This is a genomic window from Campylobacter showae CSUNSWCD, assembly GCF_000313615.1.
GTDB lineage: Bacteria > Campylobacterota > Campylobacteria > Campylobacterales > Campylobacteraceae > Campylobacter_A > Campylobacter_A showae_A.
Genome location: NZ_AMZQ01000009.1, coordinates 15015 through 32792, shown reverse-complemented (window position 1 = coordinate 32792; position 17778 = coordinate 15015). Strand labels below are relative to the sequence as shown.

The 17778-nt window shown below is 45.3% G+C and carries 17 protein-coding genes and 1 pseudogene; 14 read left to right on the top strand and 4 right to left on the bottom strand.

Annotation, left to right across the window (positions count from 1 at the left end):
* Window positions 1-329: 329 nt before the first annotated feature.
* The 6 genes and pseudogenes from CSUNSWCD_RS07000 to CSUNSWCD_RS06980 all read left to right on the top strand — a co-directional run bounded on the left by CSUNSWCD_RS07000 (window position 330) and on the right by CSUNSWCD_RS06980 (window position 6608).
* Window positions 330-1796: pseudogene (locus CSUNSWCD_RS07000) on the top strand (MBOAT family O-acyltransferase).
* A 9-nt stretch (window positions 1797-1805) separates the two neighbouring features.
* Complete coding sequence (locus CSUNSWCD_RS11905) at window positions 1806-1931, top strand: hypothetical protein (RefSeq protein ID WP_009495177.1); 126 nt, start codon at window positions 1806-1808, stop codon at window positions 1929-1931.
* 28 nt (window positions 1932-1959) lie between these two features.
* Window positions 1960-2532 (top strand): hypothetical protein, encoded by a 573-nt coding sequence (locus tag CSUNSWCD_RS06995; RefSeq protein WP_009495176.1) that lies wholly within the window; start codon window positions 1960-1962, stop codon window positions 2530-2532.
* A 71-nt stretch (window positions 2533-2603) separates the two neighbouring features.
* Window positions 2604-3662, top strand: coding sequence for a flavodoxin-dependent (E)-4-hydroxy-3-methylbut-2-enyl-diphosphate synthase (gene ispG / locus CSUNSWCD_RS06990; protein ID WP_009495175.1), 1059 nt, complete (start codon window positions 2604-2606; stop codon window positions 3660-3662).
* Window positions 3663-3900: 238 nt separating this feature from the next.
* Complete coding sequence (locus CSUNSWCD_RS06985) at window positions 3901-5310, top strand: replicative DNA helicase (protein ID WP_009495174.1); 1410 nt, start codon at window positions 3901-3903, stop codon at window positions 5308-5310.
* A 23-nt stretch (window positions 5311-5333) separates the two neighbouring features.
* Window positions 5334-6608 carry a ComEC/Rec2 family competence protein gene (locus CSUNSWCD_RS06980; protein WP_009495173.1) on the top strand — a complete coding sequence of 425 codons (1275 nt, stop codon included), beginning with the start codon at window positions 5334-5336 and terminating at the stop codon, window positions 6606-6608.
* On the opposite strand, the gene CSUNSWCD_RS06975 is transcribed toward CSUNSWCD_RS06980, so the two are convergent.
* Both CSUNSWCD_RS06975 and CSUNSWCD_RS06965 read right to left on the bottom strand, forming a co-directional pair.
* Entirely contained in the window at window positions 6605-7432 is an 828-nt protein-coding gene (locus tag CSUNSWCD_RS06975) for a YihY/virulence factor BrkB family protein (RefSeq protein ID WP_009495172.1), read from the bottom strand. The two genes, CSUNSWCD_RS06980 and CSUNSWCD_RS06975, sit on opposite strands and share 4 nt — an antisense overlap.
* A 254-nt stretch (window positions 7433-7686) precedes the next feature.
* A complete protein-coding gene (locus CSUNSWCD_RS06965; RefSeq protein ID WP_009495170.1) occupies window positions 7687-7881 on the bottom strand; it encodes a hypothetical protein in 195 nt (64 codons plus the stop codon).
* Window positions 7882-8097: 216 nt separating this feature from the next.
* Between CSUNSWCD_RS06965 and CSUNSWCD_RS06960 the strand changes: the two genes are divergently transcribed.
* A complete protein-coding gene (locus CSUNSWCD_RS06960) occupies window positions 8098-8385 on the top strand; it encodes a hypothetical protein (RefSeq protein ID WP_206159178.1) in 288 nt (95 codons plus the stop codon).
* Between the two features lie 144 nt (window positions 8386-8529).
* Here CSUNSWCD_RS06960 and CSUNSWCD_RS06955 read toward each other — a convergent pair whose 3' ends face one another.
* Both CSUNSWCD_RS06955 and CSUNSWCD_RS06950 read right to left on the bottom strand, forming a co-directional pair.
* The gene (locus CSUNSWCD_RS06955) at window positions 8530-9912 is read right to left on the bottom strand and encodes an FAD-linked oxidase C-terminal domain-containing protein (RefSeq protein WP_009495169.1); all 1383 of its coding nucleotides are present in this window, start codon (window positions 9910-9912) and stop codon (window positions 8530-8532) included.
* Window positions 9912-10628: a plasminogen-binding N-terminal domain-containing protein gene (locus CSUNSWCD_RS06950; protein ID WP_009495168.1), complete on the bottom strand. Its 717-nt coding sequence runs from the start codon at window positions 10626-10628 to the stop codon at window positions 9912-9914. Before CSUNSWCD_RS06950 ends, CSUNSWCD_RS06955 begins: the two co-directional genes overlap by 1 nt.
* Before the next feature lie 114 nt (window positions 10629-10742).
* Between CSUNSWCD_RS06950 and CSUNSWCD_RS06945 the strand changes: the two genes are divergently transcribed.
* The 7 genes from CSUNSWCD_RS06945 to CSUNSWCD_RS06915 all read left to right on the top strand — a co-directional run bounded on the left by CSUNSWCD_RS06945 (window position 10743) and on the right by CSUNSWCD_RS06915 (window position 17778).
* Complete coding sequence (locus CSUNSWCD_RS06945) at window positions 10743-12602, top strand: peptidoglycan DD-metalloendopeptidase family protein (protein WP_034964554.1); 1860 nt, start codon at window positions 10743-10745, stop codon at window positions 12600-12602.
* Window positions 12602-13975 (top strand): magnesium transporter, encoded by a 1374-nt coding sequence (gene mgtE, locus CSUNSWCD_RS06940; RefSeq protein ID WP_009495165.1) that lies wholly within the window; start codon window positions 12602-12604, stop codon window positions 13973-13975. The genes CSUNSWCD_RS06945 and mgtE overlap by 1 nt, the downstream gene beginning before the upstream one ends.
* Window positions 13960-14559 carry an NUDIX domain-containing protein gene (locus CSUNSWCD_RS06935; RefSeq protein ID WP_009495164.1) on the top strand — a complete coding sequence of 200 codons (600 nt, stop codon included), beginning with the start codon at window positions 13960-13962 and terminating at the stop codon, window positions 14557-14559. The genes mgtE and CSUNSWCD_RS06935 overlap by 16 nt, the downstream gene beginning before the upstream one ends.
* Before the next feature lie 52 nt (window positions 14560-14611).
* Window positions 14612-15244, top strand: coding sequence for a tetratricopeptide repeat protein (locus tag CSUNSWCD_RS06930; RefSeq protein ID WP_009495163.1), 633 nt, complete (start codon window positions 14612-14614; stop codon window positions 15242-15244).
* A gap of 9 nt (window positions 15245-15253) precedes the next feature.
* Window positions 15254-15901, top strand: coding sequence for a tetratricopeptide repeat protein (locus CSUNSWCD_RS06925; RefSeq protein WP_009495162.1), 648 nt, complete (start codon window positions 15254-15256; stop codon window positions 15899-15901).
* A gap of 9 nt (window positions 15902-15910) precedes the next feature.
* On the top strand, window positions 15911-16543 hold the full coding sequence (locus CSUNSWCD_RS06920) for a tetratricopeptide repeat protein (RefSeq protein WP_009495161.1): 633 nt from the start codon (window positions 15911-15913) through the stop codon (window positions 16541-16543).
* Between the two features lie 194 nt (window positions 16544-16737).
* Window positions 16738-17778: an AAA family ATPase gene (locus tag CSUNSWCD_RS06915; protein WP_009495160.1), complete on the top strand. Its 1041-nt coding sequence runs from the start codon at window positions 16738-16740 to the stop codon at window positions 17776-17778.

The following is a 17778-nucleotide window of genomic DNA, read 5'->3' as shown; positions in this document are numbered from 1 at the left end:
TTATGATGGTATGGCTCAAAGTAAATCGAAAAATACTTCGCCTTAATTCCCGCGCTATTTTTCTTTGCTATACGTCGTTGCGTTTAAAATCAAGCATACGCTCTGCCCACAAATTTCATCCGCGCTTAGTCTAACTTCGCAATACCACCGCTTGCGTCATTTCGCTCAAATTTAAGTTGCAACTTTGGCAGACTATTTTTACGTCCTTGCTTCAAATTTGACCGCTCGTGCGTTTAGTTTTTGCTCGGTAGCAATTAATTAATTTTTATTTTGTTTAAATATTAAATAATTTTTATCATAATCTCGCTAAAACATCAATGGACAGGTAAATGCTTTTTAACTCTTACGAATTTATATTTTTATTTTTGCCCGTAACTTTTTTCGTATATTTTTTCTTAAATAAAAAGCGCCTTAGTGAAGCGGCGAAGGGCTTTTTAGTCGCATCGTCGCTATTTTTTTACAGCTGGTGGAACATCGCTTATCTGCCGCTAATAGTAGGCTCGATGATATTTAACTACTCTTTTGGGCTAGAGCTTTGTAAAAATAATCCCAAAATTTCCAAAAAATTCTCCTAGCTCTTGGTATCGCGGCAAATTTGGCCTTGCTTGGGTATTTTAAATATTCAGACTTTTTGATCGCCAATGTAAATTTCGCCTTCGGTACGCAGATATCGCATCTAAATTTGCTCCTGCCGCTTGCGATTTCGTTTTTTACGTTTCAGCAGATCGCGTATCTTGTGGATTGCGCGGCGCTTAAGGGCGCAAGGCGGTACGATTTTTTAAACTACTGCTTGTTTGTTACGTTTTTTCCGCAGCTAATCGCAGGCCCCATCGTGCATCACGAGGAGATGATGCCGCAGTTTGCAAAAGCTAAAAATAAAATAATCAACTACAAAAATATCGCTCTTGGACTTTTTATATTTTCTATCGGGCTTTTTAAAAAGGTCGTTATCGCCGATACTTTCGCCATTTGGGCGACCGAGGGATTTGACATGGCCGCGAGCTTAAATTTGATCGAAGCTTGGGCTACTAGCCTTAGCTACACGTTTCAGCTTTATTTTGATTTTAGCGGGTACTGCGATATGGCGATCGGCGCGGCGCTACTTTTTAACATCAAACTGCCGATAAATTTCAACTCGCCTTATAAGGCTTTAAATATTCAGGATTTTTGGCGCAGATCGCATATCACGCTAAGCCGCTTTTTGAGAGATTACGTCTATATCCCGCTGGGAGGCAACCGCAGGGGCATGGTGCGTACGTACGTAAATTTGGCCGCGACCTTTGTGATAGGCGGCATCTGGCACGGGGCGAGCTGGACATTTGTGTTTTGGGGGTGTCTACACGGTGCGGCCTTGGTCGTCCAAAGGATTTGGAGCGAGCTCGGTTTTAAGCTAAATAAATTCGTAGCTTGGTTTATAACCTTTAACTTCGTAAATATCGCCTGGGTGTTTTTTAGAGTAAAGGAGTGGGATGACGCGCTAAAGGTGCTAAAAGGGATGTTTGGGCTGGGCGGCGGGCTAGCTCTAAATTCGCGGCTAGAGAGAAAGGTCGGTTTTTTTGAGGGAGTATGGCGTTAAATTTGGCGAGTGGAATCCAAATATACAAATAGACAGCATAAACACCTTGCTTTACTACTTGATCGCGGGTTTTGCGGTCACTCTACTGTTTAAAAACTCCGCGCAAAAACTGCAAGGCTTTAAGTTTGGCGGGCTAAATTTGACCCTTGCCGTGCTTTGTTTTACGCTGGGCGTTTTAAATTTGCACAAAATGTCTCAATTTTTATATTTTAACTTTTAGGAAAGTCGTATGAAATTTAAAAAATGGACGTTTAGCTTTTTGACCGCGGCGGCTTTGATTTTCGCGTTCGTAGCAGTTTTTAACTACCCGGTTGATCCATACAGGATTTACGATACCGATATCTTTAAAAAATAAACCCAGAGAGGATTTGCAGTCGCGCTTTATGAAGGTTGTAAAGATCCAAAAAATCAGGCCCGCCTCGATAAAAAAGATAGAAAGCGGATATATGGCTGAGCGCAAAAGAGACGAGGTATCAAGGCTGTCTTATGAAAATTTTATCGAGATTTTAACGGACTCTCACGAAAATAACGTAACCCTAGATATCGCGATAAGTCCGCTGCATGCTAGGCTGCTTGAAACGATGGACTACAGAGTCGGGCTTGACGCGGCGTGGTACGAGTGGAAAAAGCAGATAACGGCCGTAAATGAAGAGGTTGCCAAGCGTCTAGGAAAAAAGCCGTTTAGGATAGTGGATTTTGGCGTTTATAACGAGATAACGGCACAGGAGCTACCTAAAAATGCCGATCAAGTCTCGCCGTACTACTGGGAGGCTAGCCACTATAACGCAAGGCTCGGCGATATGATGCTGGATTTCTTAACAAAGCAGGGCGAGCACGCGGGGCTAGGCGTAGAGATAACTAGCAAAAACATAGACGCGCACATAGAAAATCAAAAGAGTCTGAGATCTAAATTTATAGATACGCGGGAGTATAGGCGCGAGGTTTTAGGTAAGTAGATTTTAGGGCGGTAAATTTATTTAAAAGCCAAGATTTTATATAATCGCACAATAAAATTTAAAGGCCAAATTTGCAAAGATACCCCACGAAACAGATAAAAATCAGGGACGTAAAAATAGGCGGAGACGCGCCCATATCGGTGCAGTCGATGACGTTTAGCAAAACAAAAGACGTAAAAGGCACGCTAGAGCAGATACAAATGCTCTATTTTGCGGGCTGCGATATCGTGCGTTGCGCCGTGTTTGACAAAGAGGACACCGCCGCGCTACGCGAGGTCGTAAAAGCTAGCCCGCTGCCCGTCGTCGCCGACATCCACTTTAACCACAACTACGCCGTGATAGTTAGCGAGTTCGTCGACGCTATCCGTATAAATCCGGGCAACATCGGCTCGAAAAAGAACATCAAAGCCGTCGTGGACGCGTGCAAGCAGCGAAATCTGCCTATCCGTATCGGCGTAAACTCGGGCTCGCTCGAAAAGCAGTTTGAGGACAAATACGGCCGCACGGTTGAGGCGATGGTGCAAAGCGCGCTTTATAACATAAATTTGCTCGAGGATTTTGACTTTACCGATATCAAAATCTCGCTAAAATCAAGCGACGTCGAGCGCACTATGGCCGCTTACCGCGCACTACGGCCGCTCGTGGCGTATCCGTTTCACCTAGGCGTGACGGAGGCTGGCACTAGCTTTCACGCGACGATAAAATCGGCAATCGCGCTAGGCGGACTGCTACTAGAAGGCATCGGCGATACGATGCGAGTTAGCATCACGGGCGAGCTCGAGGAGGAGATCAAAGTCGCAAAAGCGATCCTAAAAGACAGCGGCCGCCAAAAAGAGGGGCTAAATATCATCTCGTGCCCAACCTGTGGGCGTTTGCAAGCTGACCTGATGGCTGCGGTAAAACTCGTCGAGGAAAAGACCAAGCACATCAAAGAGCCGCTAAACGTCTCGGTGATGGGCTGCGTTGTAAACGCGATCGGCGAGGCAAAGGGTGCTGACGTGGCGATAGCATTTGGCAAAGGAAACGGCATGATAATGCGCAAAGGCGAGGTTGTCGCGAGGCTGCCCGAGAGCGAGCTGGTCGATAGATTTTTACTCGAGATCGACGACGAGATAAAGTCGCGGGCGTAAATTTCGGTCGTCAAATTTGACGTTTGGCGGCGAGTGGAGTTGTCTGTTAAATTTAGGCGCTCAAATTTGATCGGTCAAATTTAGCTCGGCTTTGAGGTGGAGGGGTGCAAAACCGCACCCTTTACGGCGCTAACTCAAATTTGAAGGCCATAAGCTAAAGCAAATTTACAAATAAGCGTCAAATTTTATAAAATCCGCCCAAACGCAGGCAAATTTAACAAAACAAAAGGACACGAAAATGGCAAAAGAAAACATCGATATGCACAATCTCTATGATCTAGATATGGAGCGCGCGATCCTCGCGTCCATCATCTATAGCGCGGATAATCTAGGCGAGATTTTCGATATCCTAAGCCCGTTTGATTTTTACCTGCGTGCTCACGGCGACGTTTACGACGCGATGGTAAAGTGCCTAAACGAAAATTTACCCGTCGAAACGGGATTTTTAAAAACCAAGCTTGGAAGTAAATTTGACGAGAACGTGATGAGCGAGATCATCGGCACGAACTCGATCCTAGACGTCAAAAAGTACGCCAACGAAATCAAAGAAAAATCAATCAAGCGAAGCCTGGTAAAAATCGCACACCAGATACCAAGCAAAGTGAGCGAGGATAAGCCTAGCCGCGATATGGTGGACGAGCTGAGTCAGAGTTTTTATTCGCTAGTGGACGGGCAGAGCGCAGGCGTCGTAAAAGACGCTGCTGTCATCATCGCAGACGTCATCACGCACCTAGAAAAGCAAAAGCTACTCGAAGATAAGGATATCGTGGGCATCGACACGGGCTTTCGCCAGCTAAACGAGATGACGAAGGGCTTTAAACACGGCGATCTCATCATCATCGCGGCGCGACCTGGTATGGGAAAAACCACGATCTGCTTAAATTTGATGAACCACGTGCTAATGCGCGGCGGCGGCGTGGTGTTTTTCTCGCTTGAGATGCCTGCCGAGCAAATCATGCTGCGTATGCTAAGCGCCAAAACCTCGATCCCGCTACAAAACATAATGACGGCCAAAATGGACGACGAGGAGTGGTCGCGCCTAAGCGACGCGTGCGAGGATATGTCTAGTCGTAAGCTTTTCGTCTATGACAGCGGCTACGTAAACATCCACCAGATCCGCACGCAAATGCGCAAGCTCAAGTCCTCGCACCCCGAGATCACGCTTTGCGTCATCGACTATATCGGCCTCATGATGGCGACGTCAAATTTCTCCGACCGCCACCTGCAGATCGCCGAAATCTCGCGCGGACTGAAGCTACTAGCACGCGAACTAAACATGCCTATCATCGCGCTTAGCCAGCTAAACCGTAGCTTGGAGTCTCGCGCCAACAAACGCCCGATGCTAAGCGACCTGCGCGAATCAGGCGCCATCGAGCAGGATGCTGACATGATACTTTTTGTCTACCGCGACGAGGTTTACCGTGAGCAGGAGGAAAAGGAAGCCGAGAAAAAGGCGCATGCTGAGGGCAAGGAGTACGTGCGTAAATTTGTTCCTAATAAGATCGAAGAGGACGCCGAAATCATAGTGGGCAAGAACCGAAACGGCCCTGTGGGCACGGTCGAAGTGATATTTCAGAAGGAATTTACGCGCTTTGTAGATAAGAGCTTTGGCGCCGCGCACGTGGCGGAGTTTAACCCAAACGCCTAAAATGCGCCCTTTAAGCTCAAAATTTGCAAAAGCCGCAGCAAAAATCTATCTTTGAAAACGCGCGAGAGGTTTATATATTTTGCCTTGCGTGCGCGCTCGTTTTTGCGCTAAATTTGGGCTTTAGCTACTATAAATTTCGCGAATTTAAAGCCCAAAACGGCGTTATCTTACAAGCTAAAATTTTACAAAACTACGAAAAAACGAACGAAAAAGGCAAAATTTACCGCGTTTTAAAGCTTAAAACGCAGGATTTTAGCTTTTATACGACGACTCAGGCGGATTTTGACGCTGGAGCGAACGAGCAAATTTTAATCGGCGCCGAAAACAAAAACGTCAAATTTAAAGAGTACCTAAGCGGCTCGTTTTTTATGCCAAGCTATGGTATCTCGGAGCTTCGCTACGCCACTAGCAGCGAGCCGTTGCGAGATAAAATTTATGATTTTATCGCCGCACAGCACGAAAACGAAAAAATGACAGAGCTTTTTACCGCGCTGTTTCTGGCCGCACCCGTCGGTAAGGAGCTTAGAGCGGACGTAAATTTCTACGGCGTAGCGCATCTGATTGCGATTTCCGGTTATCATTTGGGACTGATTTTTGGTTTTTTGTATTTTATCATGCGCCCGGCTTACAGCTATTTTCAGGCGCGATATTTTCCGTATCGAAACGCCAAATTTGACCTCTCGGCCGCGATTTTTGCGGTTTTGTTTTGTTATCTTGCGCTGATTGGCTTCGTGCCGTCCTTTTTGCGGGCGTTTTTGATGAGCCTGCTAGCTCTGTTTTTACTCGCTAGAAACGTGCGTGTCGTTAGCTTTGAGCTACTTTTTACGGTGATTTGCGCCGCCGTAGCGCTGATGCCTAGTCTGCTTTTTAGCGTCGGATTTTATTTTTCTTGCATGGGCGTGTTTTATATTTATCTATATTTGCGGCACTTTGGCGAGAGGTTTTCAAATTTGACGCACGCTATCTTGCTAAATTTTTGGGTATTTTCGGCGATGATTTTGCCTGTGGTTTATTTTTTCCCGCTCGTTAGCGCCCAGCAGCTAGCCGTCTTGCCGCTCACGCCGCTTTTTAGCTTGTTTTATCCGATGAGCGCGCTTTTGCACGCGTTTGGCGCGGGCGGCGCGCTTGATGAATATTTGCTAGAATTCCTATCGTGGCGAGCAAAGGGAGTAAATTTGAGCGTGCCGTTTTGGTTGTTTTTGCTCTATAATGCGCTTAGCCTAGCAAGCGTCAAAAGCAAAATTTTAGCCGCCGTTATCGTGCCGCTAAATTTACTTTGCTTTGCCGCGCTTGTTTAAGCTTCTTTGTCGTCGCCGGCCTTTTCCAGATACGCGCACAGCTTCACGCCGTAAAGAAAGATGATCCACGATACGTAAATCCACACGAAAAATAGCAGCACCACCGAAAATGAGCCGTAGATGCTAAGATAGGTTTTGTTATTTGCGGCGTAAAAGACGAATATATTTTTACCCAGATACCAGATGAGCGAGGCGACGAATGAGCTAAAAAGCGCGTTTTTTAGGGCGATTTGGCGGTTTATCGAGATGAGATAGGTCACGCAAAATATCGCCCAGATGATGAGGTACGGAAAGATACTTATGAAATTTATCCACTTCGTGTAGTCGCTGGAGTTTAGTATATCCTGAAATAAATTTGAGAGATAAAAACTAAGCCCAAGCCCCAAAGGAGCTAGCGTAATGAGCGTCCAATACGCGCTTAGCGAGTTCCAAAATTTGCGGCTACTCGTGTGCATGATTCGGTTGATGACGTATTCGTAATCGGCAAAAAACATGATCGAAGTAAAGATGATCGCGCCAAGTCCGAGGATGCCAAGGCTCGAACTATTTTGTAAAAAGGTCTCGATGTAGTTTGAGAACGCCTCTTGGTTTGAGGGTAGCAGCTGGGCGAATATAAATTCCTTGATCTTGGCGTAATAGACGCTGAAACTTGGCATCTGCGTAAAGAGCGAGAGCGAGATGAGAAGCACTGGGATGATGGAGAGCATCGTGTGAAAGCTTAGACTTGATGCGTAGTGCAGTAGCTGCTTGTCCTTGATCTTTAGCATCGCCGTTAGCCAAATTTTAAGCGTTTGTTTTATCTTTTCAAATTTTTGCGGGTTCATTTTGGATCCTTAAATTTGAGGTATTTTACTTTAAAATTTTTAAATTTCGGATTATGTAAATTTTATTTATTTTGCGTTTTGCGATACGGCGGTCTTTATGATTATGGGGTTAAATTTGACTGCATTTTGGGTAATAATGGCATCAAAGTTAAAGCGGTCGGTGATTTTAAAATTTGGATTTACGGCAGCGAAGTTAAATTCGGCTAAATTTGGCGTGATAATTTCGTCAAATTCGAGGCGATAAGGGTTTAAATTTAGCTTTGAGGTAAGGCTTCTTTTATCATCTTTTTTATCTCAGAGAGGCTTTGTTCTTCGTCAGCCACGAGTTCACGCATTTTAAATCCAGCCTCGATGATGGCGTAAAGCTCGGGTTTTGAGGTCTTCCATCTTTGTAGCGTTCTAGTGGTTATCTTTAAAATTCTAGCTTTGTCTTGTTGGCTGTATTTCATAGCGCAAGTTTAGCTTTTATAAATTTAATAGCAAATTGCGACATATATTCGTAAATTTATAATAAATTTAGAAATAATGTCGTAAAATCTTATTCAAACTTATATATAGGAGTAAAAATGTCTAATGTTGATGTTTTATGATTTACATCAGATGAGCTTACGGTCGAAAAATTAGATGAGCTTGTAAAAGCGAAGAAATCATTTTGGGTGGTTGCTGTGAAAGATATGAGTTATACCGTTAACAAAATTGAAGGAGCAATAGAAAAACAAAGTTTGCGTTGTAGAGTTTATATGGAAAATAGAAGTGCGTTGATAGGCGGTGCCTTGGCGGCAAGTTTAGTACCAAACCCAATTTGGCCGGCTACCTTTATAGCATCATTGGCTGGTGCCGCGAGTGCTACAGTTGGTACAGTCGTACACAATATAGCTACTTACAATCCAGATTATGTAATAGGGAAAAACATACCAAATTCAATGGTATTTGTGACATATAAAAAAGAATAAATTTGAATTTGCTTGAAGTCGCTAGAAGAAGTTGAAGTTTTTGCGACCGAGGTCAACTAATCAGGTCGCCACGGCAGCAAAAACGAAACTTATTTCTCAAAGAAAGCACCTAGCGCAAGAAAAATGCTCACGAGACAACGCTTTTTACAACCCCATCTTAAACGGGTTTAGGATGTTATTTGGGTCAAAGGCTTTTTTGATACTTCTAAAAAGCTCCATTTCAGCAGGCGTAAAGGCAAGGGGCATAAACTCAGCCTTGCTGATGCCGATACCGTGCTCACCGCTGAGCGTACCGCCAAGCTCCACTGCGATCTTAAAAATTTCCTCAATCGCCTTGTGTCCGCTCTCTACCTGTGCCGGGTCGGCTTTGTCCACGACCATCACGTTGGTGTGTACGTTGCCATCCCCAGTGTGGCCGAAACACGGCACCTGCACGCCGTATCTTTCTGCCACGTCGCCGATACGCTCAAGCAACTCTGGCAGCTTTGAGCGCGGCACCGTGATATCCTCGTTTAGCTTTAAATTTCCGTAGATATTTATCGCCTGCGAGCAGTTGCGGCGGGCAAACCAGATGTCGTTTCGCTCGCTCTCGTCTTTGGCGCGTCTAAATTCGCTAGCGCCGTTTTCTCTAAACACTCGCTCGATCGTGGCAAGATCTTGCTCTAGGCCGTCTAAAATGTCGCCGTCGACGTCGGTGATGAGCAGCGCGCCCGCATCTTGCGGTAGGCCTTTGTTAAATTTAGTCTCGACCGCGCGTATGCAAAGCGCGTCCAAAAACTCCATGGCCACTGGCGTCACGCCTGCGGCCATAGTCTTATAAACCGCGTTCATCGCAGCGTTTACGCTAGGGAAAATTCCCATCGCCGTTTTTCTAAATTTAGGCTTTGCGATGAGCTTTAGCGTGATCTCGGTTATTACCGCTAGCGTGCCCTCGCTGGCGATGAGGATGCCTGCGATATTGTATCCAGCGACGTCTTTTATCGTGCGTTTGCCAGCACGGATCACTTCGCCGTTAGGTAGCACCGCCCGCAGCGCCATGACGTAGTCTTTGGTGATGCCGTATTTTGCCGCGCGCATGCCACCGGCGTTTTCGCTCACGTTGCCGCCTAGCGTCGAGTACTCCTGGCTGGCGGGATCTGGCGGATAGAAAAGGCCTAGCTTCTCGGCTTCGCGCTGTAAATTTATATTTATACAGCCCGGTTGCACGACGGCAACCATGTTTTGCATGTCGATCTCTAGGATTTTATTCATATGCTTTTCAAAAGCAAGCACCACGCCGCCCTCGTGCGCTAGCGCCCCGCCCGTAAAGCCGCTGCCAGCACCCCTAGGCACGATTATGATTTTATTTTCATTGCAGTATTTTAAAATCTCGCTCACATCGCGTTCGTCCCTAGGAAAAAGCACGCCGTCAGGCAAATGGCGCTTTCTAGTCGCGTCGTAGCAGTAGGCGATCCTGTGCGCGTCGTCAAAGTAGGCGTTATCGGCGCCTAATAAATTTACAAAAAATTTAGCGTGTTTTTCGTGCATCATTTCTCTTTCAAAAGAGCTTTGTAGTGGCGGTCAAAGTCGCTGATTTGTTCCGAGCCCCATTTCCAAAATACCGTATCGATATCCTTGACGCGAGTGTAGAAAGGTAGCTGGTAGTATTTGACCGCGCCGCTTTGGAAGCGTTTTAACGGCTCAAAGCTCTGGCAGTCGGCAAAAAGCGCTTCGTTGTTCATAGCGATGAAAATAAGCCCCGCGGCGCTTTGGGAGCACATTTTACGAAAGTCGTCGCGGCTAGGGTTTGGTTTATACTCGTAGCTTAGATACGAGCCCACGATATCGGGGTGGATAAAGGTGATGTCTTTAAACGCGTTCGTTACTTCGGCGTAAATTTCTTTGTTCGGTACGACGATGAGCGAGCGGTTGTAGAGATAGTTTAGGATGATCTCGTCGCCGCTTTTAGGCATTATGCCAGGTATCGGTAGGGCTTTTTGCGCTAATGTGTCAAATACCTCAAATCGCACCTTCGCAAAGCCGCCGCCTTTTTGCGTGACGACCGCGCGAGCGATGATTGAGCTTTGAGCGCCGTCAAATTTGTGCATCACGACGCCGCTACTGCCTACGACGATATCTGAGTTGTCTATGATCGTGCCTACGCCCTCGTCTACGCTTATTAGCGGGGTTTTATACTCTCTCATCGAAAACTCGGCCGCAAAGCTAAGGCAAGCCGCCGCTAAAAATAAAAGAAATTTTTTCAAAATTTATCTCCTGAAAGTTTGAAATTTTAGCGCTCATTATATCTGAAACTGGCTTAGTTTTGCAAAACGTAAGTAATTTTCGAGTAAAATACGGCTTTTAAATCAAGGGATTTTATGAAGAAATTTTCATTAGCTTTACTGCTGGCGGTAAATTTATTCGCCGCCGCGCCTACACAACCTACCGTCCAGGAGCTTAGCTGGCCTAGCGGAGATACGTTTTTAACTTTTTTGGAGAAAAATTCCATCCCCCTTTCTCTTTATTATGATATGGATTCGGACGATAAGGAGTTTGTAAGCGAGATAAAAGCGGGTATCTCGTATCAAATTTTAAGAGACGAAAAAGGCGGGATAAGCCAGGTGCTAATCCCCGTAAATGAAGAACTTCAAGCGCAAATTTATAAAGACAACGACGGAAAGTATAATTTTCAGCTTTCCTCGATTTCGTATCAGACGCATAGGCGTGTGCTTAGTATGCCTATTACGGTTTCGCCGTCGCAAGATATCCAAGACGCTACGGGCAGCGCGGCTTTGGCGCACGGATTTTATCTGGCGATGAAGAGCGAAGTGCCGGAAAGCGAGTTTAAAAAGCTAAAAAAAGGCGACAGGCTGGCGATGGAATACACGCAAAAAACTAGGCTCGGACGAACGTTTGGCATGCCGGAAATACACTGGGCGTCGATACAAATCGGCGATAAAAAATACGTTACGTATAAATTTGAAAATAAATACTACGACAAAAGCGGTAAGAAAAACGATAAATTTTTGCTAACTAGACCGATCGCAAACGCTCGTATTACCTCGCCTTTTACGCCCAAGCGCTATCATCCGATACTAAAGCGCTATAAGGCCCATCTAGGCGTGGACTACGGCGCTCCTAAGGGCACTCCGATAAAGGCCGCAGGCGAGGGTACGGTAAAATTCGTCGGTACTAAAAGCGGCTACGGCAAGGTAGTAATACTAGGTCACACTAGCGGTTACGAGACGCTATATGCGCACACTAGCGGCTTTGCTAAGGGTATACAAAGCGGCGTAAAAGTAAAGCAGGGGCAACTCATCGCTTACGTAGGCAGTACCGGCATGAGCACGGGCTCGCACCTGCATTTCGGCGTTTATAAAAACGGTAACGCTATAAACCCCGAAAACGAGATAAAGGTGGCTAAAAGCGTATTTGCCTTAAATGAAAGCGCTAAATTTCAAAAATATATAAAACAGTTTGAAAACAAGATAAAAGAGTATGCCAACAAGGATGAAATCCCTGAAAAAGAGCAGAAATTTGATGCGGCGATGGACTGGGAGCATCCTATAACCGAGCCAAAAGCAGACGTAAATTTGACGATGACGGATGCAAATTCTACCTTTTCTAGCGGAGATTTAAATTTAACTACGAAGACGAAAAGAGCAGAGGAAAATTTAACTAACATCGGCTCTTTAAAAACCGATATAAATTTGACAAAAGAGACAAAGGGCGACAACAAGGAAGACAATGCGACCAAAACCGAAGCAAATTTGACGAGAGAGCTCGCAAGCGGTAGCGACGATGCAAATTTGACGGACTCAAATTTAACTACGCCTGAGTCAAATTTGACCGCGAAGCCAACGACCGAAAGCAACTCCTCTGGGACCAAAACGGACGCGAACGAAACGGCAAATTTAGCCGTGGCAAAATCTGCGAAATCGGAGTCAAATTTGACCTCCACAAAAGCCGCAAACAAGGCGACAAGCAAAACTGAGCCAAAAAAATCAAGCAAAGAGGCGAAAAAATCCGAGTCAAATTCGTCAGCTAAAAATAAAGACAAAACAAAACAAACGGATAAGAAAAAGGACAAAACAAATAAAGAAACCAAAACCGAGACCAAAAAGAAAAAAAACGTAAACGCCGGCAGAGATAAGTCTAAAAAACAAAAAGACGCCGCCGATAAAAAGGCCAAATCAAAAGGCAAAACCGCCGAGTCAAGCGACAAAAAGAGCGAATGATGGAAGAAAACGAGCAATTAAACGAAGCCAAAGAGCTGCTAGACTCGCACCTAAACGAGACGATCGATAAGGAGCTAAGCCCCGCCGACCTCGCTCAGCACCTAAAAACGCTTAAAAAGCACGATGAGGAGCTCTTTGGCGAATATCTCGAAAAGCTAGACCCAGAGATCCTGGGCGACGTAGCGATCGAGATGCCAGATCACATGCTAAAGGACGTGATCGAACAACTACCAAACGACAAGATTATCGAGGCGATCGAGGAGCTAGAGAGCGACGACGCGGCCGAGCTTTTGGAGTATATCGAGGAGATCGACGAGCAAAAGGCTAAAGAGCTCTTTGACGGCCTTGATAAGGACGATCAGGAGGAGATTTTACGTATCCGCAGCTACGACGAGGACGAAGCGGGTGCGTTCATGCAGACGGAGCTTTTTAGTGCGCATATCGACGAGCAGCTAAAAACGGCGGTTGAGCGGCTAAGACGCGAGAAGGAAGAGGGTAAGCTAGAAAACGTCTCGCAGCTATTTATCACCGATAAAAAGGGCGTTTTGCTCCATGCGGTGCCGCTTGAGGATCTGATACTATTTGACTTTAACCAAACCTTAAGAGAGATCATCGCAAAGAGCGAAGAAGATAAATATAAACCCCATGTAGCCGTGGATAACGAGCCTATCGAGACGGTCGTAGAAACGGTCGAAAACTACGATATGAACTCGATCGCGGTCGTCGATAGCAAGGGATATTTGCTCGGTCGTATCACTACTGACGACATCCACGACTTTATACAAGAAAGCGCCACGGAGCAAATTTATAACCTAGCCGGCGTCTACGACGAGGCTGAGGAAGAGGATACGAGCCTGGTTAAGGCCACTCGCGCGCGCGCCGTTTGGCTGCTTATAAATTTATTTACCGCGCTTATTAGCTCCTCGATCATCGGGCTTTTTGACGAGACGATAGCTAGCTACGTAGCGCTCGCGGTACTGATGCCAATCGTAGCATCCATGGGTGGAAACACTGGCACGCAGGCGCTTACGGTTACTGTGCGCCGACTAACTCTGGGAGAAATCGAGTTTAAAAACGCCGCAAACGCGCTAAAACGCGAGGTCGGCATCGCGCTTATAAACGGACTAACCTTTGCGTTTTTGATGGGCATTATCGCTGCGCTATGGTTTAACCGCCCGATGCTGGGCGTAGTTATCGGCGCTTCGATGCTGATAAATTTGTTTTTCGCCGGATTTTTCGGTACTTTGATACCGCTAAGCTTAAAGAAATTTGACATCGATCCTGCCGTCGGCTCGGCCGTGCTGCTTACCACCGTTACCGACACGGTCGGCTTTTTTAGCTTTTTAGGACTGGCAAAATGGATACTTCTGTAAAAAATATCAAAATAGAAAATTTAACCTCCCCGCGCTACATAAAGCCGTATCAAATTTCCTTTGATCTGTGCGAAAAGTCCGTCAGATGGGAGTGTATCAAGGCTCACGATAGCGTCTCGGTACTACTTTATCACGAGGATAAGGACGCGTTTTTGCTGGTTAAGCAGTTTCGCCCCGCCGTTTGGTTTAATCTGCAAGAAGGGCGCGAGCTAAATTTGACGCAAAAGGGCGACGAGGGCTACACATATGAGCTTTGTGCGGGTCTGATGGATAAAGGCAAGAACGAGGAGCAGACCGTCATCGAGGAGATCGCCGAGGAGACGGGCTTTGCCGTGAGCAAGGTAGAGCGCATAACATCCACTCGCGGCGCGCTGGGTTTTGGCGGAGCGAAGCAGACGATGTTTTTTGCCGTGATAAACGACGCGATGAAAATCGGCGAGGGCGGCGGCATAGACGGCGAAAATATCGAGCCTGTTTACGTGCCGCTTGAGCGGGCGCGGGAGTTTATGTTTGACGAAACCAAAACCAAGGCTACGGGGCTGATGTTTGCTTTTATGTGGTTTTTTGCCAAATTTAACCGTTAGTTCGTGTCAAATTTCAATTTTCGCGAAAAATAATCAAATTTAAGGAAAACACATGCTAAAGAAAATCGTTTGCGCCGCTTTTTTGGCGTCCGCGGCCTTTGCCGCCGTGCCTGCTTTCGAGGAGGCGAGCGCGGAGTTAGCTCAAAACAACTACGACAACGCCTTAAAGCTTTTTGAGAAGTCTTGCTACGAGGAGAAAAACATCGTAGGTTGCTATGCCGCGGGCTTTATAAACATTAACGCCTATTCGCAAAACTCTAGCGAGGCAAAAAGTTTTGAGCAGTTTTCAAAAGCTTGCGATGCGGGCGATATGGATGGATGCAAATCTCTGGGCGATATCTACGAAAACGGACAGGCCGGGCAGGAAACCGACTATAAAAAAGCGATGAAATTTCACGAAAAAGCTTGCGAGGGCAAAGTAGGCGCCGCATGCGCGAGAGTGGCCGGATACTACGACGAGGGCAGGGGTACCGAGCAAAATTTAGCCAAAGCGTCTAAATTTTACGAAACCGCGTGCACGTACGAGGACGCGAGCGGCTGCCACGCGATAGCTGATATGTACGAAAGGGGCGATGGCGTAAAAAAAGACGAGACGAAGGCGATGGATTTTTACGGGTTAGCTTGCGACTACGGCTCTAGGGGAGCTTGCGCTGATTTTAGAAAACTTTATAAAAATACAAAGTAAAGGGCCGTTATGTTTAAGAAAATTTATCTTGTTTTAATTCTTGTTGGAGTGGCGGCAGCTCAGACTAATTTTGAGGTTGCGACAAAAAAATACCTACAAGATATGGGCGATAAAAACGTGCCCAAACTCTACGAAAAATCGTGCCGCGAGGATAAAAACGCCGTCGCTTGCTACATAGCCGCGCAGCTAAAAGTATATCAAACATACGACCTAAAAGACGATGAGGAGTATGCACGAATAAACGGCGAAGTTTTTGAGCTTTATAAAAGCGCTTGCGATCTTGGCTACGCTAAAGCTTGCTCTACGGCGGGCGATTTTTACGACTCTACGCCGTCAAATGATAATTTTGTCGTAGAGCAGGACGACACGGAAAAATCAGCCGAATTTTATGAAAAAGCATGCGAGAGCAAAGACGGGGAAGCTTGCCTAAAGATAGCTAAAAAGCACGATAGCGCCTCAAAATTCGCCGATGCGCTAAAATACTATAAACTAGCCTGCGAAGCAAGAGAGGCCGAGGGCTGCTACAACGCGGCCGATATCTATGAATCAGGCGACGGAACGCCTAAAAATAGCGCCGAGGCGGCTAAATATTACGGTCTTGCTTGTGAAAACGGTCTTGGTCGCGGCTGCGCCAAATCTAAAAAATTTAGCAAATAGGAGGATGCGTTGAGAAAGATTATTTTGGCTGCGATCTTAGCGGCGGCGGCTTTTGGCGGGAACTTTGAACAAGCCACGAAAATATATCTAAAAAAATCGGACTTCGAAAACGGCGCGCGACTGTTTGAAAAATCTTGCAACGACGATAAAAATGCCGCCGGCTGCTATATGGCGGCATGTTTGGGCGAGCAGGGGCTCTCATATAACGACGACGATGACGGCGGCGAAAAGACCTTTGCGTTATATAAAAAGGCCTGCGATATGGGCGATATGGACGGCTGCACGGCCGTAGCTGCGGTGTATGAGGGCACCATACTGTGGCAAATCTCTCAGATAGACTACGAAAAGGCGGCGACGCTTTATGAAAAAGCCTGCGAGGGCGGAGTCGGCGAGGCGTGCTATAGGGCGGCTGCTCATCACAACGGCGAATACGGCGGCGCAAAAGACCCGCAAAAAGTCCGCAAATACTACTCGCTAGCCTGCGACCACAAAGACTCGCAAGGCTGCTATATGCTCGCACAAGGATACGAAAAGGGCGAACAGGATATGAAAAAAGCGATGGATATTTACGGGACCTCTTGCGATTACGGATATACGGAAGGCTGCGTTAAATTTAGAGAACTTGTTAAAAAAACGAAATAAAATTTTACTAAATGTTGGAAACAGTTACTTTATTGATTTTTAAAATTACAGATAAATTAGCTTTAATTTATTAAATTTTACTTAAAATATACACGTAATTGGATTAAGATAGCTTTATTTTTAAGTATCGTATTTAGGTATTTTTAGTAAAAATTCGATAGAATACATCATAACGAATTCAAAAGGACTACTTGATGGAAAATAAAAAATATCTTATTTGGAATAACAAAGGTGGAGTCGGTAAAACGTTTTTATCTTATTCGCTATCCGTAGAATACGCCATCGCACATCCAAATGAAGATGTTGTAGTAATTGATGCATGCCCGCAATCCAATGTATCAGAGATTGTGCTTGGTGGTAACGGAACAGGCGAAGAAAATTTAGATAAATTTAGAGACACTGAAAGAACTATTGCTGGATATATTAAAGAAAGGTTTAGAAAATCACAATTAACTAAATTAGGGAATGAATATTCTTACTTTGTCAAGGCTGATGAAGTAAACAAAAGAATGCCGAGTAATCTATTTTTATTGCCAGGGGATATTGACTTGGATATTTGCTCCAAGCTAATTGCCTATATTGGTTCATCACCTGCAAAAGGAGCATGGAGAGCTAGTCGCTCTTTATTAATCGATCTTGTGGATGCGTTCGAAACAAATAAAGATTTGGAAAGACGCCCAAAAACTTTTTTTATAGATTGCAACCCAAGCTTTGCAAACTATACCGAATTGGCGGTTTTGGCTTCAAATAGAATTATAATACCATGCACTGCCGATGCAGCGTCTATTAGGGGTATAAAAAATCTAATTAAGCTGATTTATGGTATATCAGTAGATAATAAAACCATGGAGGATGAATATCTAAATTTTAGTAACGAAGTTGAAAACCATAAATTTAAAAAGCCGTTGTTACATATTTTTGTTCAAAATCGATCCAGAACGAGTGAAAGAGATGCTACAAAAGCCTTTCGTTCGCATGCCGAGGAGATACAAAGGATAGCGAATGACCTTGCAGACAAGCATCGAAATTTGTTTACTACCGACCTTGAGCATAATAGTAGAGTCATAAACGTCAAGGACGGAAACACTTTAGCTGCAATTATTAACCATGAGGGTTGCCCTATTAGTAAATTGCAACATAAAAAATATACGATATACGGACAAGAGACACAGGCCAATAGGGCTCAAATAGATGCATTAAATGAAGATATCCAAAATATCATCAGAATTATCTAA

What these genes read in the sequence shown, in the direction of transcription:
- CSUNSWCD_RS11905 (WP_009495177.1), top strand. Translation starts at nt 1,806, where the DNA reads ATGAAATTTAAAAAATGGACGTTTAGCTTTTTGACCGCGGCGGCTTTG.
- CSUNSWCD_RS06995 (WP_009495176.1), top strand. Translation starts at nt 1,960, where the DNA reads ATGAAGGTTGTAAAGATCCAAAAAATCAGGCCCGCCTCGATAAAAAAG.
- CSUNSWCD_RS06985 (WP_009495174.1), top strand. Translation starts at nt 3,901, where the DNA reads ATGGCAAAAGAAAACATCGATATGCACAATCTCTATGATCTAGATATG.
- CSUNSWCD_RS06975 (WP_009495172.1), bottom strand. Translation starts at nt 7,432, where the DNA reads ATGAACCCGCAAAAATTTGAAAAGATAAAACAAACGCTTAAAATTTGG.
- CSUNSWCD_RS06965 (WP_009495170.1), bottom strand. Translation starts at nt 7,881, where the DNA reads ATGAAATACAGCCAACAAGACAAAGCTAGAATTTTAAAGATAACCACT.
- CSUNSWCD_RS06955 (WP_009495169.1), bottom strand. Translation starts at nt 9,912, where the DNA reads ATGCACGAAAAACACGCTAAATTTTTTGTAAATTTATTAGGCGCCGAT.
- CSUNSWCD_RS06945 (WP_034964554.1), top strand. Translation starts at nt 10,743, where the DNA reads ATGAAGAAATTTTCATTAGCTTTACTGCTGGCGGTAAATTTATTCGCC.
- mgtE (WP_009495165.1), top strand. Translation starts at nt 12,602, where the DNA reads ATGGAAGAAAACGAGCAATTAAACGAAGCCAAAGAGCTGCTAGACTCG.
- CSUNSWCD_RS06935 (WP_009495164.1), top strand. Translation starts at nt 13,960, where the DNA reads ATGGATACTTCTGTAAAAAATATCAAAATAGAAAATTTAACCTCCCCG.
- CSUNSWCD_RS06930 (WP_009495163.1), top strand. Translation starts at nt 14,612, where the DNA reads ATGCTAAAGAAAATCGTTTGCGCCGCTTTTTTGGCGTCCGCGGCCTTT.
- CSUNSWCD_RS06925 (WP_009495162.1), top strand. Translation starts at nt 15,254, where the DNA reads ATGTTTAAGAAAATTTATCTTGTTTTAATTCTTGTTGGAGTGGCGGCA.
- CSUNSWCD_RS06915 (WP_009495160.1), top strand. Translation starts at nt 16,738, where the DNA reads ATGGAAAATAAAAAATATCTTATTTGGAATAACAAAGGTGGAGTCGGT.